24 protein-coding genes are annotated in these 24517 nt (G+C 70.9%); 8 read left to right on the top strand and 16 right to left on the bottom strand.

The window, feature by feature from the left end; all coding sequences use genetic code 11:
• Positions 1 to 205: 205 nt before the first annotated feature.
• The 3 genes from AC1DCT_RS17880 to AC1DCT_RS17870 form a co-directional block, all read right to left on the bottom strand.
• Positions 206 to 700: a MogA/MoaB family molybdenum cofactor biosynthesis protein gene (locus tag AC1DCT_RS17880; RefSeq protein WP_477430547.1), complete on the bottom strand. Its 495-nt coding sequence runs from the start codon at positions 698 to 700 to the stop codon at positions 206 to 208.
• Positions 697 to 1167: a cyclic pyranopterin monophosphate synthase MoaC gene (gene moaC, locus AC1DCT_RS17875; protein WP_477229749.1), complete on the bottom strand. Its 471-nt coding sequence runs from the start codon at positions 1165 to 1167 to the stop codon at positions 697 to 699. Before moaC ends, AC1DCT_RS17880 begins: the two co-directional genes overlap by 4 nt.
• Positions 1168 to 1277: 110 nt before the next feature.
• The gene (locus tag AC1DCT_RS17870; protein WP_441977357.1) at positions 1278 to 1535 is read right to left on the bottom strand and encodes a MoaD/ThiS family protein; all 258 of its coding nucleotides are present in this window, start codon (positions 1533 to 1535) and stop codon (positions 1278 to 1280) included.
• A gap of 91 nt (positions 1536 to 1626) precedes the next feature.
• Between AC1DCT_RS17870 and AC1DCT_RS17865 the strand changes: the two genes are divergently transcribed.
• Both AC1DCT_RS17865 and AC1DCT_RS17860 read left to right on the top strand, forming a co-directional pair.
• Positions 1627 to 2763 carry a ThiF family adenylyltransferase gene (locus AC1DCT_RS17865; protein ID WP_477430546.1) on the top strand — a complete coding sequence of 379 codons (1137 nt, stop codon included), beginning with the start codon at positions 1627 to 1629 and terminating at the stop codon, positions 2761 to 2763.
• Entirely contained in the window at positions 2760 to 3170 is a 411-nt protein-coding gene (locus AC1DCT_RS17860; RefSeq protein ID WP_441977355.1) for a molybdenum cofactor biosynthesis protein MoaE, read from the top strand. The genes AC1DCT_RS17865 and AC1DCT_RS17860 overlap by 4 nt, the downstream gene beginning before the upstream one ends.
• 59 nt (positions 3171 to 3229) lie before the next feature.
• Here AC1DCT_RS17860 and moaA read toward each other — a convergent pair whose 3' ends face one another.
• The 5 genes from moaA to AC1DCT_RS17835 form a co-directional block, all read right to left on the bottom strand.
• Entirely contained in the window at positions 3230 to 4330 is a 1101-nt protein-coding gene (moaA, locus tag AC1DCT_RS17855) for a GTP 3',8-cyclase MoaA (protein ID WP_477229747.1), read from the bottom strand.
• A 168-nt stretch (positions 4331 to 4498) separates the two neighbouring features.
• Positions 4499 to 5548 (bottom strand): sulfate/molybdate ABC transporter ATP-binding protein, encoded by a 1050-nt coding sequence (locus AC1DCT_RS17850; protein WP_477430545.1) that lies wholly within the window; start codon positions 5546 to 5548, stop codon positions 4499 to 4501.
• Between the two features lie 35 nt (positions 5549 to 5583).
• The gene (locus AC1DCT_RS17845; protein ID WP_477430544.1) at positions 5584 to 6450 is read right to left on the bottom strand and encodes an ABC transporter permease; all 867 of its coding nucleotides are present in this window, start codon (positions 6448 to 6450) and stop codon (positions 5584 to 5586) included.
• Positions 6451 to 6491: 41 nt separating this feature from the next.
• Positions 6492 to 7304 (bottom strand): molybdate ABC transporter substrate-binding protein, encoded by an 813-nt coding sequence (modA, locus tag AC1DCT_RS17840; protein WP_477430543.1) that lies wholly within the window; start codon positions 7302 to 7304, stop codon positions 6492 to 6494.
• Between the two features lie 6 nt (positions 7305 to 7310).
• Positions 7311 to 7709, bottom strand: coding sequence for a TOBE domain-containing protein (locus AC1DCT_RS17835; RefSeq protein WP_440733114.1), 399 nt, complete (start codon positions 7707 to 7709; stop codon positions 7311 to 7313).
• A gap of 243 nt (positions 7710 to 7952) precedes the next feature.
• On the opposite strand from AC1DCT_RS17835, the gene AC1DCT_RS17830 reads away from it, so the two are divergent.
• Positions 7953 to 8483, top strand: coding sequence for a nucleoside deaminase (locus AC1DCT_RS17830; RefSeq protein ID WP_440733115.1), 531 nt, complete (start codon positions 7953 to 7955; stop codon positions 8481 to 8483).
• Between the two features lie 28 nt (positions 8484 to 8511).
• Entirely contained in the window at positions 8512 to 10050 is a 1539-nt protein-coding gene (locus AC1DCT_RS17825; RefSeq protein WP_440733116.1) for an NCS2 family permease, read from the top strand.
• A gap of 209 nt (positions 10051 to 10259) precedes the next feature.
• On the opposite strand, the gene AC1DCT_RS17820 is transcribed toward AC1DCT_RS17825, so the two are convergent.
• From AC1DCT_RS17820 to AC1DCT_RS17800, 5 genes are all read right to left on the bottom strand, one after another.
• Entirely contained in the window at positions 10260 to 10877 is a 618-nt protein-coding gene (locus AC1DCT_RS17820; RefSeq protein WP_477229745.1) for a nucleotidyltransferase family protein, read from the bottom strand.
• The gene (locus tag AC1DCT_RS17815) at positions 10874 to 13933 is read right to left on the bottom strand and encodes a molybdopterin-dependent oxidoreductase (RefSeq protein WP_477430542.1); all 3060 of its coding nucleotides are present in this window, start codon (positions 13931 to 13933) and stop codon (positions 10874 to 10876) included. The genes AC1DCT_RS17820 and AC1DCT_RS17815 overlap by 4 nt, the downstream gene beginning before the upstream one ends.
• The gene (locus AC1DCT_RS17810) at positions 13930 to 14922 is read right to left on the bottom strand and encodes an FAD binding domain-containing protein (RefSeq protein WP_441977346.1); all 993 of its coding nucleotides are present in this window, start codon (positions 14920 to 14922) and stop codon (positions 13930 to 13932) included. The genes AC1DCT_RS17815 and AC1DCT_RS17810 overlap by 4 nt, the downstream gene beginning before the upstream one ends.
• The gene (locus tag AC1DCT_RS17805) at positions 14913 to 16226 is read right to left on the bottom strand and encodes an XdhC family protein (RefSeq protein WP_477229742.1); all 1314 of its coding nucleotides are present in this window, start codon (positions 16224 to 16226) and stop codon (positions 14913 to 14915) included. Before AC1DCT_RS17805 ends, AC1DCT_RS17810 begins: the two co-directional genes overlap by 10 nt.
• A 336-nt stretch (positions 16227 to 16562) precedes the next feature.
• Positions 16563 to 17327 (bottom strand): class I SAM-dependent methyltransferase, encoded by a 765-nt coding sequence (locus AC1DCT_RS17800; protein WP_441977344.1) that lies wholly within the window; start codon positions 17325 to 17327, stop codon positions 16563 to 16565.
• A 161-nt stretch (positions 17328 to 17488) separates the two neighbouring features.
• On the opposite strand from AC1DCT_RS17800, the gene AC1DCT_RS17795 reads away from it, so the two are divergent.
• The 4 genes from AC1DCT_RS17795 to AC1DCT_RS17780 all read left to right on the top strand — a co-directional run bounded on the left by AC1DCT_RS17795 (position 17489) and on the right by AC1DCT_RS17780 (position 19440).
• Positions 17489 to 18202, top strand: a complete 714-nt coding sequence (locus tag AC1DCT_RS17795; RefSeq protein WP_440733122.1) for a response regulator transcription factor — start codon at positions 17489 to 17491, stop codon at positions 18200 to 18202.
• Entirely contained in the window at positions 18199 to 18489 is a 291-nt protein-coding gene (locus AC1DCT_RS17790; RefSeq protein WP_440733123.1) for a hypothetical protein, read from the top strand. Before AC1DCT_RS17795 ends, AC1DCT_RS17790 begins: the two co-directional genes overlap by 4 nt.
• Positions 18490 to 18496: 7 nt before the next feature.
• On the top strand, positions 18497 to 18823 hold the full coding sequence (locus AC1DCT_RS17785; protein WP_440733124.1) for a DUF7882 family protein: 327 nt from the start codon (positions 18497 to 18499) through the stop codon (positions 18821 to 18823).
• 113 nt (positions 18824 to 18936) lie between these two features.
• A complete protein-coding gene (locus AC1DCT_RS17780; RefSeq protein WP_477430541.1) occupies positions 18937 to 19440 on the top strand; it encodes a tetratricopeptide repeat protein in 504 nt (167 codons plus the stop codon).
• A 32-nt stretch (positions 19441 to 19472) separates the two neighbouring features.
• On the opposite strand, the gene xdhC is transcribed toward AC1DCT_RS17780, so the two are convergent.
• The 3 genes from xdhC to AC1DCT_RS17765 form a co-directional block, all read right to left on the bottom strand.
• Positions 19473 to 20300, bottom strand: coding sequence for a xanthine dehydrogenase accessory protein XdhC (xdhC, locus tag AC1DCT_RS17775; RefSeq protein WP_477430540.1), 828 nt, complete (start codon positions 20298 to 20300; stop codon positions 19473 to 19475).
• 77 nt (positions 20301 to 20377) lie between these two features.
• A complete protein-coding gene (gene xdhB, locus AC1DCT_RS17770) occupies positions 20378 to 22780 on the bottom strand; it encodes a xanthine dehydrogenase molybdopterin binding subunit (protein ID WP_477430539.1) in 2403 nt (800 codons plus the stop codon).
• Positions 22777 to 24267 (bottom strand): xanthine dehydrogenase small subunit, encoded by a 1491-nt coding sequence (locus tag AC1DCT_RS17765; RefSeq protein WP_477430538.1) that lies wholly within the window; start codon positions 24265 to 24267, stop codon positions 22777 to 22779. Before AC1DCT_RS17765 ends, xdhB begins: the two co-directional genes overlap by 4 nt.
• Between the last annotated feature and the right edge of the window lie 250 nt (positions 24268 to 24517).

The raw sequence follows: 24517 nt of genomic DNA, 5'->3' as shown, positions 1-24517 counted from the left end.
TGCGCGTCGATCATGGGAGAGACCGCCCCTCATCGCTGAGAGCGGTGCCCCAGCGCTGCCCTCTGAGCACACTGTAGGGGGTGCGCGCGGGCTGCGTCGATGGCGGAATGCCATGGTTCCCGGCGGATCGACCCACCGTGTCGTGCTCGGACCGGACGGGCCTCGCACGACTTCGGTGGCGCGGGGCGGGTCGTCCCGGCCCGTATCAGCGGTGGTCGCCGTGCCCGCCCAGCTGGGCCAGCAGGTGGTCCAGGATCGGATCCAGCACCGCGAGGCCGTCGCGCACGCCACCGCGCGAGCCGGGGAGGTTCATCACGACGGTGCGCCCCGCGACTCCGGCGACTCCGCGGGTGAGTAGGGCCATCGGGGTCGCAGCGAGGCCGCGGCGACGCAGCTCCTCCATGAGGCCGGGGATCTCCCGGTCGAGCAGCGCGGCGGTCGCCTCGGGCGTGCGGTCGTCGGGGGAGAGCCCGGTGCCGCCCGTCGTGAGCAGCAGATCGGGGGTATCGGCGAGCGCGGCCGCGAGCGCGTCCGCCACGGAGGCGTCGGCGACGACGACCGGATCGCCGACCGCGAACCCGCGTTCGGCCAGCCACGAGCGGATGATCGGCCCGGTCTCGTCGGCGTACACGCCCGCGGAGGCTCGCGTCGACACCACGAGCACGGTCGCGGATCGGGCGGAGGACGGTGTCGCGGTCACTCCGCGGTCCAGTCGCCGCTCTTGCCGCCGGACTTCGCGAGCACGCGGATGTCGCCGATCACGGCGTGCTTGTCGACGGCCTTGATCATGTCGTAGAGGGTGAGCGCTGCCACGCTCGCGGCCGTGAGCGCCTCCATCTCGACCCCGGTGACACCCTTCGTGACGGCCGTGGCGATGATGCGCACCCGGTCGCCCTCCGGCACGAGGTCGATCTCGACCCGGCTCAGCGGCAGCGGGTGGCAGAGCGGGATGAGCGTGGAGGTCTGCTTGGCGCCCATGATCCCGGCGATGCGCGCGGTGCCGAGCGCCTCGCCCTTGGGCAGAGTGCCGTCGGCGATCTTCGCGACCACGTCGGCGCGGGTCTGCACCACGGCCTGTGCCCGCGCCTCACGGCGCGTGACCGCCTTGTCGGTCACGTCCACCATGTGCGCGGATCCGTCGGCCCGCAGGTGGGTCAGATCGCTCATGCTCGTCTCCTCCGGCTCGGTCCCCATCCTCCGAGCCTGTCACGTTTCGCCGACGGATCCACCGGAAATCTCGGCGGGACGGGACATCGCCGGCCGATCGGGACCGTGGGTCAGCCGCCGGCGAACGGCGGCAGGATGTCGACGGTCTCGCCGAGAGGACGGGAGTCGTCGCGGCTGACCTTGCCGTCGACGAGGAACGAACCGGAGCGCAGCACCTTCGCCATCGGGTCGCCGTAGCGCCCGAGCAGCTCCGCACGCAGGGCGCCCACCGTCGACAGGGCGTCCGGACCGTCGACGATCAGCTGCTCCTGATCGCGCCCGGCGGCCTCGGCGGCCGCGGCGAAGTACCGCACGGTGATGGTGGCCATGTCCTCAATCTAACCCGTATCGCGGAAGTTGGCATCCGCATCATGGAAAACAGACGGTTTCGCGAGACGTTCTCCGCGTACACTCGATCCTATGATCGCGCTCGTCGAGCCGGGGCCGGAACTGCCGCCCGAACACATCGTCCGGTACAGCCGTCAGCTCATGCTGCCCGGCTTCGGCGAGACCGCGCAGCGGCGTCTGCGCGCGGCTCGGGTGCTCGTGATCGGCGCGGGCGGTCTCGGCAGCGCCCTCGTCCCCGCGCTCGCCGGCAGCGGGGTCGGCACGATCGGCGTCATCGACGACGACGTCGTGGAGCTGTCCAATCTGCATCGCCAGCTCAGCCACGGCATGGACGACATCGGCCGGTCCAAGGTCGGCTCGCTCGCCGACACCGTGCGCGACATCGACCCCGGCATCCTGGTGCGTCCGTATCGTGAACGCGCGACCGCCGAGACGCTGCCCGGGATCCTCGCCGAGTACGACCTCCTCATCGATGGCAGTGACAACTTCCCGACCCGCTACCTCGCGGACGACGCCGCGCGCCTCGCCGGCAAGCCGCTGGTGTGGGGATCCATCCTGCGATTCCAGGGACAGGTCGGCGTCTCTGTGCCCGAGGTCGGCTTCCGCGACCTGTTCCCCGTGCCGCCGGCCGCGGACGAGGTGCTGTCGTGCGAGCTCGGCGGAGTGCTCGCGAGCCTGTGCACCGCGATCGGATCGTTCATGGCGACCGAGGTCGTGAAGCTCATCACGGGCATCGGCGAGCCCCTGGTCGGCCGCGTGCTGTTCTACGACGCGCTCACCGCGCGCACCCGCGAGATCGGATTCGAGCGCGCCGAGGATGCTCCGGCCGTCACTGGGCTCATCGACTACGAGCTGTTCTGCGGCACCGGCCCGGCCGAGGACGCCTCGGCGCTGTCCGCCGCCGAGGTGCTGCGGCTGCAGCGTGAGGACGGAGTGCGGCTGCTCGACGTGCGGGAGCCGCACGAGACTCTGCTGCGGGGGATCCCCGGCGCCGGCACACTGCCGCTCGGCGCGCTCGAGGACGGTGCCGCGATCCCCGCGAACCTCGAATCGGGCGACGGGCCGCTCGTCGTGTTCTGCGAGAAGGATCCGCGCTCACGTCGAGCAGTGCGGGTACTGCGCGAGCGCGGCGTCGAGGCGCGCTATCTCGTGGGCGGGATCGGGGCATTCGCCGCCGTGGGCGGAGCGACGGAAGGAGCGGACGCATGAGCGAGCGCGCGATCATCAGCGACGAGCCGCTGGACGAGGCGAGCATCAGGGCAGCAGTCGGCGATGCGGCGCACGGAGCCACGGTGATGTTCTGCGGCGTCGTGCGCGACCACGACGGCGGGCAGGCGGTGCGCTCCCTGGACTACCGCGCGCACCCCGACGCCGAGCGGTTCCTCGAGGAGATCGTGGAGCGCGTGACCGCGGAGACCGGACTGCTCGTCGCGGCCGCTCACCGGGTTGGCGACCTGAGGATCGGCGATGTCGCCCTGTTCGCCGCGGCGTCGGCAGGGCACCGCAAGGAGGCGTTCGAGGCGTGCGAGCGCCTGGTCGAGGAGATCAAGCGCGGCGTGCCCATCTGGAAGCGCCAGCACTACGCCGACGGCGTCTCGGAGTGGGTCGGGCTCTGACGCAACGCGGTCGTTGAGCGAGCGAAGCGAGACGAAACGCGGAGATTCAGATCTCGAGCTCAGCCCCCGATGTAGCTCATCTCGATGCGATGGCGGTCGGCGCGCAGCTCGGGGGTGAGGCTCGATCGGATCTCGGAGTAGCGGTCGTCGCGCACGCCCCAGATCTGCGCGAGCGCGGCCGTGAGCTCGGCGTCGTCCACGCCGCCGCGCAGCAGTGCGCGCAGGTCATGCCCCTCGGTCGCGAACAGGCAGGTGAACAGGCGCCCCTCGGTGGAGAGACGGGCGCGGTTGCAGGTGCCGCAGAAGGCGTTCGTGACGGAGGAGATGACGCCGATCTCGCCGGATCCGTCGACATAGCGCCAGCGCTTCGCAGTCTCGCCGGTCGAGGCTGGTGCGATGGCTTCGAGCGGGAAGCGCGCATCGATGGTCGACACGATCTCGGCCGAGGGGACCACCTCGTCCAGGCTCCAGCCGTTGGTGGCGCCGACGTCCATGTACTCGATGAAGCGCAGCACGTGACCGGTGCCGCGGAAGTGCTCGGCCAAGCTCAGGATCTCGCTGTCGTTGAGACCCCGTTTGACCACCGTGTTGAGCTTCACGGGCATGCCGGCGGCCTGCGCCGCATCGATGCCCTGCAGCACGCGGGCGACGGGGAACTCCACATCGTTCATCCGCCGGAACAACTGATCGTCCAGGGAGTCGATCGACACGGTGACGCGGTCGACGCCCGCCGCCTTGAGAGCCTCCGCCTTGACGGCGAGAGCGGATCCGTTCGTCGTGAGCGCGATCTCGGGCTTGGTCCCGTCGAGGGTGCGCAGAGCCGCGAGCCGTGCGACCAGATCTTCGATCCCGCGGCGCAGCAGCGGCTCGCCGCCGGTGAGCCGCAGTTTGCGGACGCCGTTCGCGAGCGCGGCCCGGGCGATCCGCTCGATTTCCTCGAAACTGAGCAGTTCATGCCGTTCCAGGAATGCATAGTCGCGGCCGAACACCTCGCGCGGCATGCAATAGACGCAGCGGAAGTTGCACCGGTCTGTGACCGAGATCCGCAGGTCGCGCAAGGGACGATCGCGGAGGTCGAGGACGCCGGACGACGGCAGCCGCCGAGCACCGCTGCGCGCCGGAGCGGCATCGGTCTCGCGTGTTCGCGGCGCGGTCGGCATCGGTCTGTCCCCTTTCGATGGGCAACCGTAGCACCGCCGTGGCTGTGCAGGATCCGGAAAGCGATGACTGCTCGCTGGTCGCGAATTGCGGTTCTGGCGCGGGCGGAGTCGCAATCTGCGACCAGTGAGGTGGAACGTCGTCGCTCAACGCCCGCTGCGGCGCTGCGCTCAGGAACCCGCGCGGACCGAGACGTCGGACTCGTCGATGTGGAATGCGAGGCGCTGTCCGGGGTGCAGCCCGAGCGTCACAGCGTGCGTGGAGGGGCAGTCGACGGCGACATCGGGGTGCTCGGCGGTGTGCAGGCGGATCCCGCCGGGGATGGGGTCGAGCTGCGTGACCCGCCCGGTCCAGCGGTTCGGTTCGGTGGCGGATCCGACGTCGCCGAGCGCCTCGAGCGAATCCATGCGCACCGAGCCCGGCGCGAACACGACGCTGCCGGCCTCGCCGACGCCCAGGGCATCGCCGTGCCCGCGCAGCACCAGGCCGCCCGCGTGCACGAGGCCATCGTCCGCGCCGAGCGCCTCGAGGCGGTTCACGCCGGCGAGCGCGGCCACGAACTCCGAACGCGGGTGTCCCAGCACCTCGGCGGTGCTGCCGCCCTGCACCACGGACCCGTCGTGCATCACGAGCGTGCGTGCGGCGAGGATCAGCGCGTCCATCGGATCATGCGTGACCAGCACGATGGGAAGCGCGGGGTTCTCGCCCTGCTGCGCGGCGACGAGCCGCCGCGCCTGCGCGGCCGACGGCGCGTCGAGGGCGGCGAACGGCTCGTCCAGCAGCAGGGCATCGGGCTCGGAGGCGAGCGCGCGCGCGATCGCGGCGCGCTGCTGCTGCCCGCCGGAGAGCTCTGCGGGGCGGCGCGCGGCGAGGCCGCCCAGTCCCACTTCCTCCAGTCGCTGCTCGGCGCGACGTCGGGCCTCGGCCCGCGGCACTCCCTGTGCGCGAGGCCCGAATGCGACGTTCTCGCGCACGGACAGATGCGGGAACAGCAGCGGGCGCTGTCCGAGCAGCGCGATGCGGCGCCGCGAGGGCGACACATGGATCCCGCGCGCCGCGCCGGGACCGGCCGGTGCGTCGAGCACGCGGTCGCCGACGACGACGGACCCGGCGGCCGGGAGGAGGCCGGCGATCGCGTTCAGCAGCGTCGACTTGCCGGATCCGTTCGGCCCGATCACCGCGAGGATCTCGCCCGGCTGCGCCTCGAAGGCCGCGGACATCGCGAATCCGCCGCGGCAGGTGTGCAGGTCGACCCTCATCGCACGGCCCCCGCCCGCCAGCCGCGCACCAGCACGAGCACCGCGAGGGCGACGAGGATCAGCAGCAGCGACAGTGCGATCGCGGTGTCCTCCTCGACCCCGGCCCCGTTGAAGGCCGTGTAGATCGCGAGCGGCATCGTGCGGGTGACCCCGGCGGCGTTGCCCGCGAACAGCGCGGTCGCGCCGAACTCTCCGAGCGCCCGCGCGAAGCACAAGACCGTGCCTGCGACGAGCCCGGGAGACGCGAGCGGCAGGGTCACCCGGCGGAAGACCGTGAACCGGCTCGCCCCCAGCCCCGCCGCGACCCGCTCGTGCTCGGTGCCGATCGCCCGCAGCGCGCCCTCGATCGAGATCACCAGGAACGGCAGGGCCACGAAGGTCTGCGCGATGACCACGGCCGCCGTCGTGAACGGGATCCTGATGCCGGCGACGGCGAGCGCGCCGCCGAGTAGGCCGTTGCGCCCGAGCAGGGCGAGCAGCGCGATGCCTCCGACGAGCGGGGGCAGCACGAGCGGCAGCGTGGTCAGCGTGCGCAGCACCGAGGCCAGCCATCCGGGGCTGCGGGCCATGGCGACCGCGAGCGGCACCCCGAGGATCGCGCAGATCACGGTCGCGATCGCGGCCGTGGCCAGGGAGAGCCCGAGCGCCTGCAGCGCCGCGGGCGAGGTGATCGCCGCCGGGACCGTCGCCCAGTCCAGGCGCACCAGCAGCGCGATGAACGGCAGCACCAGCAGCAGCACCGCGATGATCGCCGGGATCAGCAGCCAGGTGGGCAGGTGCTCTCCGCCCTGGCGCGGGGCAGGCGCGGGGGGCACAGGCGCGGCATCCGGGGTCGGGGCGTCGCCGCGCGCGGCCGCCGTCATCGACGACAGGGCCGCGCGCGGTTCCCTCCGGCCCCCCGTTCTCATGCGCCGCCGAACCCCAGATCCTTGAGGATCTTCTGCCCCTTGTCCGACAGCACGAAGGCCTGGAACGCTGCCGCGGCATCCGCGTTCTTCGAGCCCTTCAGCACCGTGATCGGGTAGGTGTTGGTCGCCTTGTCGGCGCCGGCGATCGCGATGCCGGTCACTGCGGAGCCCGCGGCCCTGACATCGGTCGTGTAGACCAGGCCGGCGTCGGCCTCGCCGGCCTTGACCTTGGCCAGCACCGCGGTCACGTTCTGCTCCTCGCTGGCGGGCGTCACGGTCACGCCCGCCGTGTCGAGGAGCGTCTTCGCGGCGTTGCCGCAGGGCACCGCGGGCGCGCACAGCACGAGCTTGAGACCGGGGTCCGCGAGCGAGGCGAGATCCTTCACCTTCAGGGGGTTGCCGGGGGCGACGGCGATCTGCAGCACGTTCGTGGTGAACACCGGTGCGTCACCGGCGAGACCGGCCTGGGTGACCTTGTCCATGTTCTTCTGATCGGCCGAGGCGAACACGTCGACCGGCGCGCCCTCGATGATCTGCGTCGCGAGCGTCGAGGATCCGTCGTAGGTGATCGGGTTGACGTGCACCTTCGGGTTGTCGGCTTCGAAGGCGGTGGTGATCTGGTCGAACGCCTTGCTGAGCGAGGCCGCGGCGAACACGGTCAGCTCGCCGCTCGCGGTGGAGGCGGCCGCGGTGCTGGTCGGCGTCGGCGTCGCGGCGGGCGAGGAGCCCGAGCATGCGGTCAGGGCGAGCGCCGCGGCGACGGCCGTGGCGACGACCGCGGACAGGCGGAACGGCAAGGAGCGGGTCATTCGGGATCAGGCCCTTTCGGCTTCGATGATCATCATGGTGGCCTTGGTGACGGCGACGGCCTTGCTGCCGACCTCGAGCCCGAGCTCGGTCGCGGCCTCGGCGCTCATGAGCGACACGATGCGGTGCGGACCGCTCTGCAGTTCGATCTGCGCCATGAGCCCCTCCACGCGCACGGCGGTGACGAGGCCCACGAAGCGGTTGCGCGCGCTGCGCAGCACGTTGTCGCCGGGATCCGGCTCGCCGGCCAGCGCCTGTGCTCGTTCGGCGAGCTCCGCACCCGGCACGATCTGGTGTCCGGAATCGTCCTTGGAGACGGTGAGGATCCCCTCGGCCGCCCAGCGGCGGATGGTGTCGTCGCTGACGTCGAGAAGGCGCGCTGCCTCACTGATCCGAAAATGCGTCATGGAAGGGATGATAGTGCCGCGAATGCGGAAGCGAAACCATGTTTACCGCGATACGGAATGTGAGTTCCAAAAAACCATGGACGCGGCGGAGGATCGCTGTTATCGTCATTCCAGCCCGAGGCCGCAACAGCCGTCTCGGGCGGGATGACAACCTAGCGGTTCGACGTACTTATCTCGAGGAAGGGCCCGACGACGGGCTCGACCGGAAGCCGTATCACTGCGACGACAGCAAGGAAGCTCTCCATGAACAGCACCCCTGTGCCTTCTCACGGCACTGTGCCTCCGTCCGCTGCGCCGGCGACGCCCGCCGAGTATCTCGCTCAGGCCGTCGCCCTTGCCACGGACAACGTCCGCAACGCCGGAGGTCCGTTCGGCGCCCTCATCGTCTCTGCCGACGGCAGGGTGTTCGAGGGCGTCAACCGGGTCACCGCGAACCTCGATCCTTCGGCGCACGCCGAAGTGACCGCGATCCGCAACGCGTGTCAGCAGCTCGGCACGTTCGACCTCGCAGGCTGCACCCTCTACACGAGCTGCGAGCCGTGCCCGATGTGCCTGGCCACGTCGCTCTGGGCGCGCGTGGACCGCGTGTACTTCGCGGCGAACCGCGACGACGCCGCCGATGCCGGTTTCGACGACGCGGTGTTCTACCGCTATTTCGAGGGCGGGCCCGAGGACAAGGCCCTCATGCCCGTCTCCGACATCGCTCTGCCGGCTGAGGAGCGCGTCGCGCCCTTCACCGAGTGGAGCCGCACCACCACCCGTATCGAGTACTGACCCGACCCGAAGGAATCAGGAGCAGACAATGACGTCATCCACTCCCACCCCCGAGACCGAGGGCATGCCCACCGTCTCCGGCGGTGACGTGTTCTCCCGCACGACACAGGACCTGCCGCCGCTGAAGACCGGCGCCAGCACCACGGTGGACGCCGAACCGAAGAACGCGTTCGACAGGTTCTTCGAGATCACCCGCCGCGGTTCGACCATCGGCCGTGAGATCCGCGGCGGCATCGTGACCTTCGTCACGATGGCCTACATCGTGATCCTGAACCCGCTGATCCTCGGCGGCACCAAGGATGTCGCGGACCACGCGCTCAACGCCGCGCAGATCGGCGCCGCGACCGGCCTCACCGCCGGCGTGATGACGATCCTTTTCGGCGTGATCGCCCGCCTGCCGTTCGCGCTCGCCGCGGGCCTGGGCATCAACTCCTTCCTCGCCGTGTCGGTCGTCGGCCAGGTCACCTGGCAGGAGGCCATGGGCCTGGTCGTGATCAACGGGGTGCTGATCGTGCTGTTCGGAGCCACCGGCATCCGGACGGCGATCTTCAAGGCCGTGCCCCAGGCGCTCAAGGCCGCGATCACGGTCGGCATCGGCCTGTTCATCGCCTTCATCGGCTTCGTCGACTCGGGCTTCGTGAACCGCACGCCCGCCGGCCCGCCGGTGCAGCTGGGCGTGGGCGGATCCATCACCTCCGTCCCGACACTCATCTTCCTGCTCGGCGTGGTCGTCATCGCGATCCTCGTGGCGCGCAAGGTGCCCGGCGGCATCCTGATCGGCATCGTCGCGACCACGATCGTCGCGCTCATCGCACAGGCGGTGTTGCAGCTCGGCCCCTCGTTCAAGGATCCGAACGGCTGGCACATGACGATCCCGCAGCTGCCGAGCTCGTGGGTGACCGTCCCGGACTTCGGCCTCGTCGGCCAGTTCGACATGTTCGGCGCCTTCGGCCGGATCGGAGCGCTGTCCGCGACGATGCTGGTGTTCACCCTCGTGTTCTCGAACTTCTTCGATGCCATGGGCACCATGACCGGTCTCGCGAAGAATGCCGGCCTGGCGTACAAGGACGGCACGTTCCCGCGGCTGCGCTCGGCGTTCATCGTGGAGGGCTTCGGCGCCGTGGCGGGCGGCGCGACGTCGACGTCATCGAACACGGTCTACGTCGACAGCGCCTCCGGCATCGGCGAGGGCGCCCGCACGGGCCTGGCATCACTGGTGGTCGGCGTGCTGTTCCTGCTGTCCATGTTCCTCACGCCGCTCACGCTGGTGGTGCCGATCGAGGTCGGATCCGCAGCGCTGGTCGTCGTCGGCGCGATGATGATGGCCCAGATCCGCGAGATCTCGTTCAAGAAGTTCGCCGTCGCGCTGCCGGCATTCCTCACGATCGTCACGATGCCGCTGACCTACTCGATCGCGAACGGCATCGGCGTCGGCTTCATCTCCTGGGCACTCGTGAACGCGCTGTCCGGACGGGCGCGCAAGGTGCACTGGCTGATGTGGGTGGTCGCCGCCGGCTTCGCGCTCTACTTCGTGCGCGGTCCGGTGGAGCAGCTGCTCGGACACTGAGCCCGACGATCCGAAGCCCCCGATCCGCGCTGCGGGTCGGGGACTTCGGCGTTCACGCGTGCGTATTCCGGGGGCGCTGAGTGAGCCCTCTCCGGGGTCGTTGAGCGAGCACCGAGCGCAGCGAGGAGCGAGACGAAACGCGGTGCCCTCGCGAGAGCACCGCGTTTCGTCTCGCTCGCCTGCGGCGTCCTCGCTCAACGACCCCGGAGTCAGCGAGGGGCGCGCAGTTCGGGCCAGGATGCGAGGTCGGCGGGCTCGTCGATGTCGTCGCCGCGGCCGAGGTCGCTGCACTCGACGTCATCGACGAGGTGCCGATTGTGTGCGATCCAGGTGCGGGCCGCGGCATCGCCCTCCGCGAGGGCCGCGGCCGCGCAGAGGTCGCGGGTGTCGAACACCACGGGGTTCGCGGGGACGCCGTGCCACAGCGCGCGGGTCGCCCGCCCCGGCACGTGCGAGTCGAACAGCCGGCGGATCACGGGCGCGTCGACGCCGGGCTGATCCACGAGCAGCACGATCACGGCCTGCGGTGCGGGATCGGCCACGACGAGCGGCAGCACGGCGGCGCGCAGAGAGGCGGACATGCCCAGATGCGCGTCGTGCACCCTGACCACGTGCGCCGCGGGGCAGCGGCCGCGCAGCCAGCTGCGTGCCTCGCGGCCGGCCGGACCGACCGCGACCGTGACGCTGCAGCCGGCCTCGGCTGCGGCGCGCGCGGCGCGAGTGACCAGCACCTCGCCGTTCCACGGCAGCAGCGCCTTGGGGCCGCGTCCGAGGCGGGTGCCGTAGCCCGCGGCGAGCACGATGGCGTGCCTGAGCGGGGTCGTCATCGGTTCGTTCCCGAGATCTCGGTCGTTGAGCGAGCGAAGCGAGACGAGACGTCGCGCCCTCTCCGGGACCGCGTGTCGTCTCGGTCGCCTTCGGCCGGTTCCTGAGCTTGTCGAAGGGCGCTCAACGACCCCGGGAAGGGGAGCGACGCGTCGCGCTCCAGGATCGCGGCGTGGATCCGGTCGCGCGTGAAGGGCGTCACGGTCATCCGGATGCCGGTCGCGTCGCGGATCGCCGCGGCCAACGCCGGTGCGATCGGGTTGAACGGCGACTCGCTCATCGACTTGGCACCGAGCGGGCCGAGCACGTCCGAGGTCTGCGCGAAGTGCACCTCCGAGCGCGGGATGTCCGCGAACGTCGGCACGTGGTACTGGCGCAGGATGTCCGACACGACGGTGCCACCGTCGTCCACGCGCACGATCTCATGCAGCGCGGCGCCGATGCCCTGTGCGATGCCGCCTTCGACCTGGCCCCGGCACTGCTCCGGGTTCACGACCACGCCGGCATCGGCGGCGTGGATCGATCGCAGGATCCGCAGCTCTCCGGTCGCCTCGTCGATCGCGACGCGGAACCCCTGCACGTTGAACGCGACCGAGCGCGGCGTACCGCCCCAGTACCCCTTCTCCTCGAGCGCCCCGCCGTGAAGCTCCGCGTCAGCGGCGATGTCGGCGAGGGCGACCGACTGCTCGCCGCGGATCACGCGTCCTCCGGCCAGCACGCACTCGTCGACGGGGGCGTCGAGCAGCGACGCTGCCCGGGCGAGGATGCGCCCGGCCAGCGCGGTGGCGGCGGCGTGCGTGGCCCGGCCCGCGACGACGGTCCCGGTGGATCCGAAGGCGCCGGTGTCGTGCGGCACCAGATCCGAGTCGGACTGGCGCAGCCGCACGGCGCGCGTCGTCGTCTGCAGCACGGTCGCGGCGATCTGCTGGTGCACCGTGGAGGTGCCGTTGCCGAACTCCGCCGTGCCGACGTCCAGCCCGAACGCCCCGTCGGCCTGGAGCCGGATCACGGTGTGCGAATGGTGCCCGCGCGGGGGGACCGTGGCGATCATCGCGACGGCGGATCCCTCCCCGAGACGCCATCCCGGCGCGAGTCCGGCGCGGTCCGTCTCCCGATCCCGCGCCAGGCCGTCGCGCACGATCTGCACGCATTCGTCCAGGCCGTAACTGCCGATGATGAGATCGGGCTCCTCGTGCGCGGCGATCATCGCGTCGTCCTGCCCGATCAGGGTCGCGGTGCGGAATGCGAGCGGATCCATACCCAGCCGCCGCGCGATCTCGTCGACGGTCGACTCGATCGCGAAGATCATCTGGCTCAGGCCGTAGCCGCGGAAGGCGCCGGAGGGGACGGTGTTCGTGTAGACGACATCGGCGTCGATCTTCTTCGCGGCCGCACGGTACACGGCGATGGACTCGCCCACTCCGTGGAACATCACGCCGGGGCCGTGGTTGCCGTAGGCGCCGGTGTCGGAGCGCACGTCCACGCCGATGCCGGTGATCCGGCCGTCCGCGGTCGCCCCCATGCGCACCCGGATGCGGAACGGATGCCGCACGCTCGTCGCCGTGAGCACCTCCTTGCGGGAGAACTCGACGCGCACCGGGCGTCCGGTCACCATCGTCGCCAGCAGGGCCAGATCCTCGGTGAAGATCTCCTGCTTGCCGCCGAAGCCGCCGCCGACGCGGGCGGAGTAGACGCGCAGCTGCTCCTTGTCGATGCCGAAGATGCGGGCGAGCGTGCGCCGGGCAAGGAACGGCACCTGGGTGCTGCTGCGCACCACGAAACGGCCGTCCGGATCCTGCCAGGCGATGGATCCATGCGTCTCGAGCGCCGTGTGCGAGACGCGGTGGGTGTGGAAGGTGCGGTCCTCGACGACGTGGCTCGCGGCGAGCTCTGCCGTGAGGTCGCCGGTCTCGGTGTGCAGCTCCATGACGACGTTGTCGTCGGGGCGGGCGACGCCCTCGGGGCCGTCGATCTCGCGACCGGCAGCCCGGTCGCGCCGGCCTCCCGGCGAGGCCGGGCCGTGCAGCGCCACGGTGCCTGGACGGTCGGCGCGCTCGGGATCCGTGTTCGCGGGCAGGACCTCGTACTCGACGTCGACCAGGCGTGCGGCGCGATCGGCGGCGCGCTGCGACTCCGCCACGACCAGGGCCACGCGCTGCCCGACGAAGCGCACGTACTCGTCGAACACGCGGGTGTCGTAGGGGTCGTCGGCCTCGATCTCGTGCTGCGCCGTGGAGAACACCGTCGTCGGAGCGTCGTCGCGGCTGAGCACGCGCACCACACCGTCGGCGGCGAGGGCCCGCGTCGCATCGACCCGGACCACGCGCGCATGCGGATGCGGGCTGCGCACGACAGCGGCGTAGAGCAGCGGGCCGGGGAGCTCGGCGGGGTCGATGTCCATCGTGTAGCGGACGGTCCCCGTCACGACCCCTGTCGCGGCGGGCGCTCCGGTCGCACGGCCGACGCCGCCGGCGCTGTCGTCGATGTTCACGGCGCCGTGCACAGCGTCCTCGATCGCGCGGTATCCGGTGCAGCGGCAGATGTTGCCCTTGAGCGTACGGCCGAGGTCCTCCTCGGCGCCGGCCGGCATCGAGGCGACCGTGCACACCATCCCGGCCGTGCAGAACCCGCACTGGAATCCGGCGGCACGGCGGAACCGCTCCTGCACCGGGTGCGGATCCTCGGGTGTGCCGAGGCCCTGGACCGTGACGATGTCGCGGCCGACGGCACGATGCGCGGGGTACACGCAGCTGTGCACCGCCTCGCCGTCGACGATCACCGTGCACGCGCCGCAGTCGCCGCCGTCGCAGCCCTTCTTCACGCCGTACGAGCCCTGGTCGCGCAGCCAGGTGCGCAGGCACTGTCCCGGTTCGGGATCGACGGCGACGGCACGGCCGTCGAGGGTCGCGGTCGCGGTGCGGGATGCGCCCGATCCGCAGATCGCCCCTCGGGGGTCTCCGTGTCCTGCCTGAGACTCCCTGCTCTGTGCGGAGTCTCGTGCCGGATCCGGAGTCTCGCGCTGCGGGGGCCGGACGGTCCCGATGTTCTCGGCGGTCATCGTGCACTCCTCTCGATGCGCAGGTCGCCCGTGACCCGCCCGATCGCGTCGTCGACGCCGGTCGCCAGGCCCGGCAGCAGTTCCGCGAGGATCTCCTCGCCGAGGCGATGCGTCATCCGCCGTCGCCAGGCAGGCTCGCCGTGGATGTCGTCGTACCAGCCACGGGTGCGGTCGACCGCGGCGTCGATCGCGGTGCGCCAGGCGGCGCCGTCCGCACGCACCGCGAACCCGTCGCCTCCGTTCGCGGCCACGGCATCCGGATCCGCGGTCACGTCGAGCACGATGGGGTGGAACGTCGACGCGGTCACCGTGAGCCGCAGCGTCGAGGTCGAGGTGCGGCGTCCGATCAGCAGCGCGGCGGAGCGCCCGCGCTCGGTGAGCGAGATGCGGCGGAACGCGGACTCCTGCGCGAGTGCGCGGACGGCCACGCGGAAGCTGCGGATCAGCTCGCCGTCGGCCAGGCGGGTGCGGGCGGGACCGACGACGAGGTCGGCCACGGGCGTGCGCCGCTCGGATCCGTCCGGGCACAGGATCACGGCGGTCGCGTCCCAGCTGCTCAGCAGTGAGATCGTCGGCCCGGCCGGCAGCGCGGTGGCCACGTTGCCGCCGACCGTGGAGACATTCCAGATCTTCCACGACGCGACGAAGGAATCGCAGGCCGGCGGGATCAGATCCAGCCCGGGCAGGCTCCGGCGCGGCATTCCGCCGGGGAAGGGGTCGTCGGCGAGGGCGCGCAGATCCGCGATGCGGCACGTCGCCGCGATCTCCAGGATCCCGTGCTCCAGTGAACCCAGGCGGTCGCCGGTGTCGTGCCAGGTCAGCGGCGCCCAGCCGGCTCCCGTGATGTCGAGCAGCCGCGTGGGCGCGCCGCGGGTGATGTCGGTGCCGTACGAGAAGATCACGGTGCCGCCCGCGAGCCAGGAGTCGCCCGGGCGCCACTGTCCGGGGTCGGCGCACATCAGCACCTCGTCGACGCTCGTCACATCCATGCCAGGGCCTCCTTCGGCGTCGCGGTGCGTCGCGGGGTGACCGCGCAGCTGCGGCCGATGGGCGCTGCCGCGCGGCCGACCTCTGCGGCGACGAGCCTCGCGAGCGGCTCCGCTCCTCGCCGTGCGCCGTCGTGCACGTCGCCGGTGGTGTCGCGGAGTCGGGCGGGCAGCGCTCGGCTCCCGACCTCGGCACGGGCGCTCGCCGGCGCGGATCCGGCTCGCGCGGCCGATTCCACGAGGATCAGCTCGGCGAGGATCGACACCGCGACCTCTGCCGGGGTGCGCGCGCCCAGGTCCAGGCCGATCGGCGAGTGCAGCCGGTCGAGGTGCGCGGCGGTGAGCCCGCCCGCACGCAGCTCCTGCACGCGCTTGTCGTGCGTGACGCGGGATCCCATCGCACCGACGTAGGCGACGCCGTGGCGCAGTGCGGCATCGAGCACGGGAAGGTCGAAGCGAGGGTCGTGGGTGAGGACGACGATCGCGGTGCGCGCGTCGATGCGGCCCGCGGAGAGTTCCGCCGTGAAGTGCTCGGCCGGGTGCATCAGCACGACCTCGTGCGCGCCGGGGTGGCGGTCGCGGGTGGCGAACACCGGCCGGGCGTCGCACACGGTGACGTGCCTGCCCAGTGCGGCGGCGGCCTGCGCGAGCGCTGCGGAGAAGTCGTTCGCGCCGTAGATGAGGAGCCGCGCGGGCGTCGCGGTCGACTCCACGAGCAGGCGCCGCACGACCGAGCACTCCGGCACCGCGCGGTCGGTGACGTCCACCACGTGCGTGCCGCCGGTCCGCAGCGCCGCACGGATCCGGTTCGCCGCGTCCGCCGCGACGTGAGCGACCACGTCGGGAAGGTCTTCCCCGTCGAACGCCGCGCAGAGCGCGTCCGGGCCGAGCGTGATGCCGAGGCCCTCCGCGGTGAGGAGAGCGCCGGCCGTGGTGTCGTGCAGGGGCAGATCGCGGACCAGGTGCGTGCGGAACCGCGGGTCGACCGCGCCCAGCGTGCGCAGCGGCTGCACGAGCACGCGCACGTCGCCGCCGCACATCAGGCCGATCGACATGCCGTCATCGTCGGGGTAGCCGAAGGAGTGCAGCTCGGTCGCGCCGGACTCCAGGCACGTGAGCGCAGCATCGACGACGGCACCCTCGACACAGCCGCCCGAGATGGACCCGATCGTGCGGCCGTCGTCGCGCACCGCCATAGACGTGCCGGCAGGGCGCGGGACGGATCCGGACACCTCGACGATCGTCGCGATCGCCCAGCGGTCCGGCTCGGTGAAGCACTCGCCGTATTCGTGAATGCGATCCAGCATGGGGCACCTCCCTCATCCAGGTGCCGGCCATCGGCTCCTGATCAGGCGGTGCATCGGGATGGTGCGGGAGGGGCCTGCACGGGGAGGAACTCCGGGTCACGATCCACGACGTCGCCGCCTGGGATGCCCGGTAGATGGTTCACTGTCGTAACCCGCCTAGGCCTGCGATGATTCTACGTCCCCGAGGCCCATCGTGCAAGACAAAAGTCCGCAATGCGGATTCAAGTTTCCGCTGTACGAACTTCGGCGATGCCTGGGGTCGGCGCGCCCGCCCGCTCGCACGGTGCGGTGTCGAACCTCGACCTCTGCGAACTGTGCGCCCGCGGTGCGGTGCGGTCAGATCCGCCGACCGCTGATGCTCATGGCGCAGCCGAAGAAGTGCCGGCGCACCTCGATGCGCAGGCCGGCCTCCGCACGGAACGCCTCGACGGCACGGGAACCGTCGCCGAAGCCGGCGAGATAGCGGTGCAGCATCCGGTACTCCGTCGGGTTCGAGAGCAGCAGGATCCCTGCAAGCGGCACGATGCAGCGCAGGTACGTCCGGTAGAGCATCCGCAGCGGTCCGCAGTCGGGCTCGGTGACATCGATGAAGGCGAAGGATCCGCCCGGCTGCAGCACTCGCGCGACCTCGGACGCCAGGCGCTCCAGCTGTGCGGCGTCGAACGTCTTCAGACCGTACGCGCTGACCACGACATCGACGGAGGCGTCCTTCGTCGACCCCGCCAGGGCGTCCTCCTGCCGCAGCCGCACACGCCCCCCGAAGCGGCCGCGACTGCGCGCCTCCGCCTGCGCCATCATCTGCGCCGAGAAGTCGACCGCGGTGATCTCCGCCTGCGGGAGCCGGCGCTCGATCTCGGCCCAGGTCTCGCCCCGTCCGCTCATCAGGTCGAGTACGCGACGGGGGGATCCGCTGGCGTGTACCAGGCCGAGCAGCTGTCGTCGCCACAGCGTCGAGAATCCCAGGGACAGGGCGATGTTCATCCGGTCGTAGGAGGCGGCCATGCGGTCGAACAGCTGGCGCACGTCCTCGGGATCGAAGAGCGGATCGGCGGGCGCGGGGCTGGTCGTCGCGCTCGTGGTGCTCTCCAGGATCTCGGTCATGGGTTGACGATACAACAGGAACTGAACATGTTCAATAATGATGAGGGTCGATTACACCCCTAGGGGTGAAGACAGCCGCCCGACCGATGAATAGCGTTGAGAGCGTTCAAGGCAGCGACTGGATCGTCTGACCGATCCCTCACGAGGAAGCGAGAGTGGAGATGAATCCTCTCCCGGTCGGAGATTCGAAGGCGTTGCGGGTCGCTCTGGTGAACGACTACGAAGTCGTCGTCCGCGGACTCGCCGCGATGCTGCACGCCTATCAGGACGTCGTCCAGGTCGTCGAGCTGGATCTGAACAAACCGGTCGCGGAAGTCGTCGACGTCGCCCTGTACGACACCTTCGCGTCGACGCAGGGTGACCGCGCCGATGTCCACGACCTCGCGGCGAATCCGCGAGTCGGGCGAGTCGTGGTGTACTCGTGGAACCTCGATGACGTGTTGATCAATGCCGCGATCACCAACGGTGCCGGCGGCTACGTGTCCAAGGGCGTCCCCGCGAGCCAGCTGGTCACCGCCCTGCAGCAGATCTGCGCCGGGGGCCCGCAGGTCTGGGTGGGCACGCAGGGGAGGCCCGCGATCACGGTGGGCGACTGGCCCGGCCGCGAGGAAGGGCTCACCGCCCGGGAATCCGAAGTCCTGGCGCTCATCACCCAGGGCCTGTCGAACGCGAAGATCGCCGACCGCACCCACCTGTCGATCAACTCGGTCAAGACATACATCCGATCCGCGTATCGGCGTATCGGTGCGACGTCCCGCACGGAAGCGGTCCTCTGGGGTGTGGAGCACGGCTTCCGGCCCGACCGGATGCGAGTCCGCCACCCGGAGGTCCCGTCATCGGACGACGGTGCCGAAGACGACGGGAGCGTCGCATGATGACGGCCGAGCTGCTCGAGCTGCACCAGATCACCGGGACGGAGTGGGTCATCCTCGACCGCCGCTACCCGGCTGATGACCCGCGGGCGACGGTCGCGAGCATCCTGCGGGCGGCCGACGGCGAGTGCGAGGTCACCTGGCTGGTCGACGTCGCGCTGCCCACCAGGTACGTCTGCCCGGCGAACGTCGTCGAAGACCTTCGCCGTGCGGTCACGCGCAGCGCGAAGCCGATCCCGATCCCTCATTTCGCGCCGGTCGGGATGCACCCTGCGCGGCGCTCGGGATAGGCGCCACGTGGGAACCATCTACTACGGCGGGTCGGCATCCCCGATCCACATCGAGGACCGCGCCCTTGCGCATCTCAAGATCGTGATCGCGACCAAGCTGCGCCGGGGCGAGAGCTTCACCGTGTCCTGGCCGCACTCGGAGGATCAGCCACCGGGGCGCAGCACGATCTGGTTGAACCCGGCTGTCGAGCTGAGGTTCGTCTTCGAGGAGCCCGAAGCACCCGAGCTGAGCCGGGACTATCTCGCGCAGCTGGCGAACTCCGCGAACTCATCGGGCGGCATACAGCTCACCGCCGAGGATGTCGGTCTCTGCGTGTGCTCGTCGCACCCGTGACGAAAGGAAGGGCGCCTGTCGATGATCTGCCGGTCGGATCCGGTGGCGCACGTGCCGGCGGGGAGACCGAGGGGAAGGCATCCGAGACGGCTAGCGTGGACGGAGGAGGACCCATGATCACCGACACCGTTCTGCGAACCCGACTCGACGAGATCTTCGCCGCCCGGGATCGCGGCCACATGGAGCCGACCATCGGGATGTTCCTCGAGATCCTCGAAGAACATCCCGATGACCCCGCCGTGCTCTACGAGGTCGGCGGCGCCTATGACACCGACGGCCAGGAGGAGGTCGCGCTCGGCTACTACCGCCGGGCGATGGCGGCAGGCCTGGAGGGGCGCTGGCTGCGGCAGTGCTACCTCCAATACGGCAGCACGCTGCGCAATCTCGGCCGCCTCGATGAGAGCCTGGCGGCGTTCGACGAGGGCATCGCCCTTTTCCCCGAATCGGAGTCGCTCGGCATCTTCCGCGCACTCACCCTGCACGCGATGGGCCGGCCCAGTGCCGCACTCGGCGCCGTGCTCACCGTGGTCGCCGACCGTTTCCCGACCGCGGAGGTGCAGCGCTACGAGGCGGCGCTCCGCGGCAACGCGGGCTACCTCGCGTCGCTCGACGACTGACCTCGTCGACCGCGGTGCCGCGCCGCGCGCTCTCAGTCCGTCGCGGCCGCCGCGTCGATGAGCTGCAGGATCCGGGCCGCGACGCTCACCGCGATCACCGCGGGCTGCTTGCCGGCGACCTCGGGGATCCCGATCGGGGTGGTCACCCGTGCGACATCCTCATCGGTCTGGCCCAGCTCGTGCAGCTTCTTCCTGAACCGCGCCCACTTCGAGGCGGACCCGATCAGGCCCACGGATCCGAGGCCCGGGGTGCGCAGCGCCTGATCGACGATCGCCAGGTCCTCGACATGGTCGTGCGTCATGACCAGCACGTGCGCGCCGGGTGTGAGGTCTGCGAGCGCGGCCTCGGGCACGGGCGCGTGCACGACGCGCACCCGCGCCACGGCGTCGCCGAGCGGACCCCGCTCTCCGGGGATCCCGATCCGCTCCTCCGCGAGCATCTCCGCGCGCGAGTCGACGAGCGTGAGCTCCAGCTCGTGCCGGGCGAGGATGCGTGCGAGCTCGAGGCCGACGTGGCCGAGGCCGAACACGGCGACGGCCGGGGTGACCCGGATCGGCTCCAGCAGCATGGTGACCTCTCCTCCGCAGCACTGCACCCCGTACTCCGTCACGGCCTTGTCGCTCAGCGTGAGCGCGAGCAGCTCGGGCTCCGCGGATCCGTCGGCGAGCATGCGTCGCGCCTGCTCGATCGCGGTCTGCTCGAGGTTGCCGCCCCCGACCGTGCCGTGCACGGCGTCGGGGGAGACCACCATCTTCGCGCCGCCGTTGCGCGGGGCGTGGCCGCGGACGGTCGCAAGGGTCACGATCACGGCGGGGATCCGCCGCGACCGCAGATCCTGCAGCGCGTCCAGCCAGTCCATGGTGTTCCTTCTCTTCGAGTCGTCCCCCTGAGCACGAGCCATGAGTCGTTCTCAGGGGGACGACTCGGAAATGGGGGTCAGTCGCCGGCGGCGGCGACCAGGGGGCGCTCCGCGGCGGGCGTGGGGGCGGGCGCGGCGCCAGCCTCGGCGGACGCCGCCTCCTGTGCGGCGCGGACGGCCCAGAACACGGCCTCCGGCGTGGCGGGGGAGCCGAGGTCGACCGAGTGCCCGGCCGGGCCGAAGGCCGCCACGGCGTCGCGGATCGCCTCGCGGGCGCTGAAGGCGAGCATGAACGGGGGCTCGCCCACGGCCTTGGATCCGTAGACCGCGCCCTCCTCGCGCGCGTTCTCGAACAGCCGCACGTGGAACTCCTCCGGCATCTCGGAGAAGCTCGGCAGCTTGTACGTCGACGCCGACTGGGTCTGCAGCCGGCCGCGGTGCGGGCCGTCGCTCTCATCCCAGCGCAGCTCCTCGAGCGTCAGCCAGCCCACGCCCTGCACGTACGCGCCCTCGATCTGGCCGATGTCGAGCATCGGCGAGAGCGAGTCGCCCACGTCGTGCACGATGTCGACGCGGCGCACCCGGTAGGCGCCGGTGAATTCGTCCACCTCGACCTCGGTGGCCGCCGCACCGTACGCGAAGTACTTGAACGGGGACCCCTGCATGATCTCCGGATTCCAGTGCAGGCCCTCGGTGCGGTAGTAACCGGCCGCGAAGAGCTGCACGCGCTGGAAGTACGCCGCCTTGACGACCTCGCCCCAGGACACGCGATTCACCGGCGCGCCGAGCGCGGTCACGAAGCCGCCGCCGAAGCGCACGTCGCGCTCGTCGACGCCGAGCATGCGTCCGGCGACCTTCGCGAGCCGGTCGCGGATCTGCTCGCACGCGTTCTTCACCGCGCCGCCGTTCAGGTCCGCGCCCGAGGACGCCGCCGTCGCCGACGTGTTCGGCACCTTGTCGGTGCGGGTCGGGGCAAGACGCACCTGCTTCAGATCGACGCCGAGCGCGGTCGCGGCGACCTGCAGCATCTTCGTGTGCAGGCCCTGGCCCATCTCGGTGCCGCCGTGGTTGATCAGGACCGAGCCGTCCTTGTAGATGTGCACGAGAGCGCCGGCCTGGTTGAACGCCGCGAAGTTGAACGAGATCCCGAACTTGATCGGCGTGATCGACAGCGCGCGCTTCACGTGCGGGCTGGTCTCGTTGAACCGCGCGATCTGCTCGCGGCGGGCGGCCACGTCCGCCTCGTCCGAGAGCTGGCCCCAGATCGTCTCGAGGCGGTCCGCGTCCTTCACGAGCTGGCCGTAGGGCGTGGTCTGCCCGGGCTTGTAGAAGTTCTTGCGGCGCAGCTCGAGGGGATCGATGCCGAGGACCGGGGCGACCCGTCCCAGGATGTCCTCGATGAGGAAGACGCCCTGGGGGCCGCCGAACCCGCGGTAGGCGGTGTTCGAGGTCTTGTTGGTCTTCACGATCTGCCCGTAGGCGTGCACGTTGGGGATCCAGTACGAGTTGTCCAGGTGGCAGAGGGCGCGGCCGAGCACGGGCTCGGACAGGTCGATCGACCAGCCGCCGTCGCAGGTGAGGGTCGTGTCGAGCGCCTGCAGCAGGCCGTTCTCGTCGAAGCCCACCTTCCACGCGATGTGGAACGGGTGCCGTTTGCCGGTCATGGTGATGTCCTGCGTGCGGTTCAGGCGCAGTCGTACCGGGCGGCCGGTGAGCTTGGCGCCGAGGGCCGCGATCGCCGCGAATCCGTGCGGCTGCATCTCCTTGCCGCCGAAGCCGCCGCCCATGCGCAGGCACTGCACCGTGATCTCGTTCGCCGGGATCCCGAGCACATGCGAGACCAGATCCTGGGTCTCCGTGGGGTGCTGGGTGGAGCACTGGATGAAGTACTGCCCCTCGGAGTCGCGGATCGCGAAAGACGCATGCGTCTCGAGGTAGAAGTGCTCCTGGCCGCCGAACTCGGTCACGCCCTCGAAGACGTGCGCGGATCCGGCCAGGCCTGCGGCGGCGTCGCCGCGCTGCACCGTGCGCGGGGTGCCCTGGAAGGACTGCGCCTTGAGGGCGTCCTGCACCGTGATGAGCGACGGCAGCGGCTCGTACTCGACCGTGACGCGCTCGGCGCCGAGGCGCGCGGCCTCCTGCGTCTCGCCGAGCACCCACACCAGGGCGTGCCCGTAGAACATGGCCTCGCTCGGGAACAGCGGCTCGTCGTTGCGGATGCCCGCATCGTTCAGGCCCGGCACGTCCTCGGCGGTGAGTACGCGCACGACGCCGGGCACCTCGTAGGCGCCGGACACGTCGATCGTGACCTTCGCGTGCGCGTTGGTGGACTGCACCGGCCAGGCGGTGAGCACACCCGCGGTCTGCTCCGCGATGTCGTCGGTGTACATCGCCGCACCCGTGACGTGCAGGGCGGCGCTCTCGTGCGCGGCCCGCAGGCCGACGACGGGGTTCTCCGGGCGGTCGGCGACAGTGCTCATGCCGACACCTCCTTCGACTCGATGACGGTCGCGCTGTAGAGCTTGAGCAGCGCGGTGTTGAGCATGAGCGAGCGGTACTCGCTGCTGGCGCGGTGGTCGGACATCGGGGTGCCCTCGCCGCGGAGGATCTCGGCGGCCGCCTTCACCGTGGCGATGTTCCAGGGCTTGCCGATCAGCGCGTCCTCCGTGGCGCGAGCACGCAGCGGGGTGGCGGCGATGCCGCCCAGGCCGATGGTCGCGCCGGTCACGATCCCGTCCTCGATGTCGAGCGCGAACGCGATGGCGACGCTGGAGATGTCGTCGAAGCGACGCTTGGCGATCTTGTGGAACGCGGTCGTGGTGGCGAGCGGCAGCGGGATCCGGATGGCCTTGATGAGCTCATCGGGCCGCTTGACGGTCTGCCGGTAGCCGGTGAAGTAGTCGGCCAGGTCGACCTCGCGCTCTCCGTCGACCGACGCCAGCACGACGCTCGCGCGCAGGGCGAGCAGGGCCGGCGGGGTGTCGCCGATGGGGGATCCGGTGCCGAGGTTGCCGCCGATAGTGCCGCGGTTGCGGATGAGGCGCGAGGCGAACTGCGGGAACAGCTGCGCGAGCAGCGGGATCCGGCCGTCGAGGCGCTTCTCCACGTCGGAGAGCGGAAGGGCTGCGCCGATCTCGACGTACTCGTCGCCGATCGTGAGGGTGCGCAGCTCCGGCAGCTGCTCGATCGCGACGACGAGCGGGGCGCGGCGGCCGCGGATGTTGACCTCGACGCCGTAGTCGGTGGATCCGGCGACGAGCAGCGCGTCCTTTTCGTCCTGCAGGATCCGCAGAGCCTCGGGGAGCGTCGCGGGGCGGACGAAGCGCGCACCGTCGATCTCGGCGTCGGTCGCGACCGGCTCCGGGGCGGGCTGCGCGAGGCGCTGCTGCAGGGGGTCGTCCGCGTCGGGAGAGCCGAGCGTGTAGGCGGCGTCGCGGATCGGGCGGTAGCCGGTGCAGCGGCACAGGTTGCCGCTGAGCGCGTGCAGGTCGAAGCCGTTCGGGCCGTGCTCGGGATCGTGGACCGGGCAGGCGTCATCGTCGGCGCCGGTCGCTGAGCCGGTCGAAGCGTCGTCCGCGGGGGTGCGATCGGCGCGGTAGTACTCGCCCGCCATGCTGCAGGCGAAGCCGGGGGTGCAGTAGCCGCACTGGGATCCGCCGGCCTCGGCCAGCTTCGCCTGCACGGGATGCAGGTCGTCGACCGATCCGAGGCCTTCGGCCGTGATGAACTCCTGGCCGTCGAGCGCGTACACCGGCACCAGGCAGGCGTTGACCGGGGTCCAGGCGGTGCCGCCATCGATGGTGGGCGTGGCCAGCAGCATCGCGCAGGCGCCGCACTCGCCCTCTGCGCAACCCTCCTTGCTGCCGGAGAGACCGTTGTCGCGCAGCCAGTCCAGAGCGGTGGCGTGCGCGGGCGTTCCGGCGAGCGGACGCTGCTTGCCGTTGACGGTGACGGCGATATCGGTCATGCGAATCTCCTCGAATCCGGCGACAGTGTGCGATGCGGCTCAGGCCGTGCCGACTCTCTGTGAGACGGAGCCTAGGCCTGGAGACTGCCCTGTGGGGGCATTCTCCTGTTCAGGAGCGCAACGCTGTGTGGTCAGGCGTCGTCGCCTTGGCCTTACCGCCAGTAGATTCGCGCTGTTTCCGATATACGGAAACCGTGTTCCGAAAACATCGACAGCCTAAGACGACGGATCGGCATCCGTCAAGGCGCGG

The organism is Microbacterium sp. 10L49, assembly GCF_056395125.1.
The sequence above is the reverse complement of the archived record's forward strand: the minus strand, read 5'-3'. Positions and strand labels throughout refer to the sequence as shown.

Excerpts from the sequence above, each read along its gene's own strand:
- moaC (WP_477229749.1), bottom strand. The coding sequence starts at position 1,167 with ATGAGCGATCTGACCCACCTGCGGGCCGACGGATCCGCGCACATGGTG.
- AC1DCT_RS17870 (WP_441977357.1), bottom strand. The coding sequence starts at position 1,535 with ATGGCCACCATCACCGTGCGGTACTTCGCCGCGGCCGCCGAGGCCGCC.
- AC1DCT_RS17865 (WP_477430546.1), top strand. The coding sequence starts at position 1,627 with ATGATCGCGCTCGTCGAGCCGGGGCCGGAACTGCCGCCCGAACACATC.
- AC1DCT_RS17860 (WP_441977355.1), top strand. The coding sequence starts at position 2,760 with ATGAGCGAGCGCGCGATCATCAGCGACGAGCCGCTGGACGAGGCGAGC.
- moaA (WP_477229747.1), bottom strand. The coding sequence starts at position 4,330 with ATGCCGACCGCGCCGCGAACACGCGAGACCGATGCCGCTCCGGCGCGC.
- AC1DCT_RS17850 (WP_477430545.1), bottom strand. The coding sequence starts at position 5,548 with ATGTCCGCGGCCTTCGAGGCGCAGCCGGGCGAGATCCTCGCGGTGATC.
- AC1DCT_RS17845 (WP_477430544.1), bottom strand. The coding sequence starts at position 6,450 with ATGACGGCGGCCGCGCGCGGCGACGCCCCGACCCCGGATGCCGCGCCT.
- modA (WP_477430543.1), bottom strand. The coding sequence starts at position 7,304 with ATGACCCGCTCCTTGCCGTTCCGCCTGTCCGCGGTCGTCGCCACGGCC.
- AC1DCT_RS17835 (WP_440733114.1), bottom strand. The coding sequence starts at position 7,709 with ATGACGCATTTTCGGATCAGTGAGGCAGCGCGCCTTCTCGACGTCAGC.
- AC1DCT_RS17830 (WP_440733115.1), top strand. The coding sequence starts at position 7,953 with ATGAACAGCACCCCTGTGCCTTCTCACGGCACTGTGCCTCCGTCCGCT.
- AC1DCT_RS17825 (WP_440733116.1), top strand. The coding sequence starts at position 8,512 with ATGACGTCATCCACTCCCACCCCCGAGACCGAGGGCATGCCCACCGTC.
- AC1DCT_RS17820 (WP_477229745.1), bottom strand. The coding sequence starts at position 10,877 with ATGACGACCCCGCTCAGGCACGCCATCGTGCTCGCCGCGGGCTACGGC.
- AC1DCT_RS17815 (WP_477430542.1), bottom strand. The coding sequence starts at position 13,933 with ATGACCGCCGAGAACATCGGGACCGTCCGGCCCCCGCAGCGCGAGACT.
- AC1DCT_RS17810 (WP_441977346.1), bottom strand. The coding sequence starts at position 14,922 with ATGGATGTGACGAGCGTCGACGAGGTGCTGATGTGCGCCGACCCCGGA.
- AC1DCT_RS17805 (WP_477229742.1), bottom strand. The coding sequence starts at position 16,226 with ATGCTGGATCGCATTCACGAATACGGCGAGTGCTTCACCGAGCCGGAC.
- AC1DCT_RS17800 (WP_441977344.1), bottom strand. The coding sequence starts at position 17,327 with ATGACCGAGATCCTGGAGAGCACCACGAGCGCGACGACCAGCCCCGCG.
- AC1DCT_RS17795 (WP_440733122.1), top strand. The coding sequence starts at position 17,489 with ATGAATCCTCTCCCGGTCGGAGATTCGAAGGCGTTGCGGGTCGCTCTG.
- AC1DCT_RS17790 (WP_440733123.1), top strand. The coding sequence starts at position 18,199 with ATGATGACGGCCGAGCTGCTCGAGCTGCACCAGATCACCGGGACGGAG.
- AC1DCT_RS17780 (WP_477430541.1), top strand. The coding sequence starts at position 18,937 with ATGATCACCGACACCGTTCTGCGAACCCGACTCGACGAGATCTTCGCC.
- xdhC (WP_477430540.1), bottom strand. The coding sequence starts at position 20,300 with ATGGACTGGCTGGACGCGCTGCAGGATCTGCGGTCGCGGCGGATCCCC.
- xdhB (WP_477430539.1), bottom strand. The coding sequence starts at position 22,780 with ATGAGCACTGTCGCCGACCGCCCGGAGAACCCCGTCGTCGGCCTGCGG.
- AC1DCT_RS17765 (WP_477430538.1), bottom strand. The coding sequence starts at position 24,267 with ATGACCGATATCGCCGTCACCGTCAACGGCAAGCAGCGTCCGCTCGCC.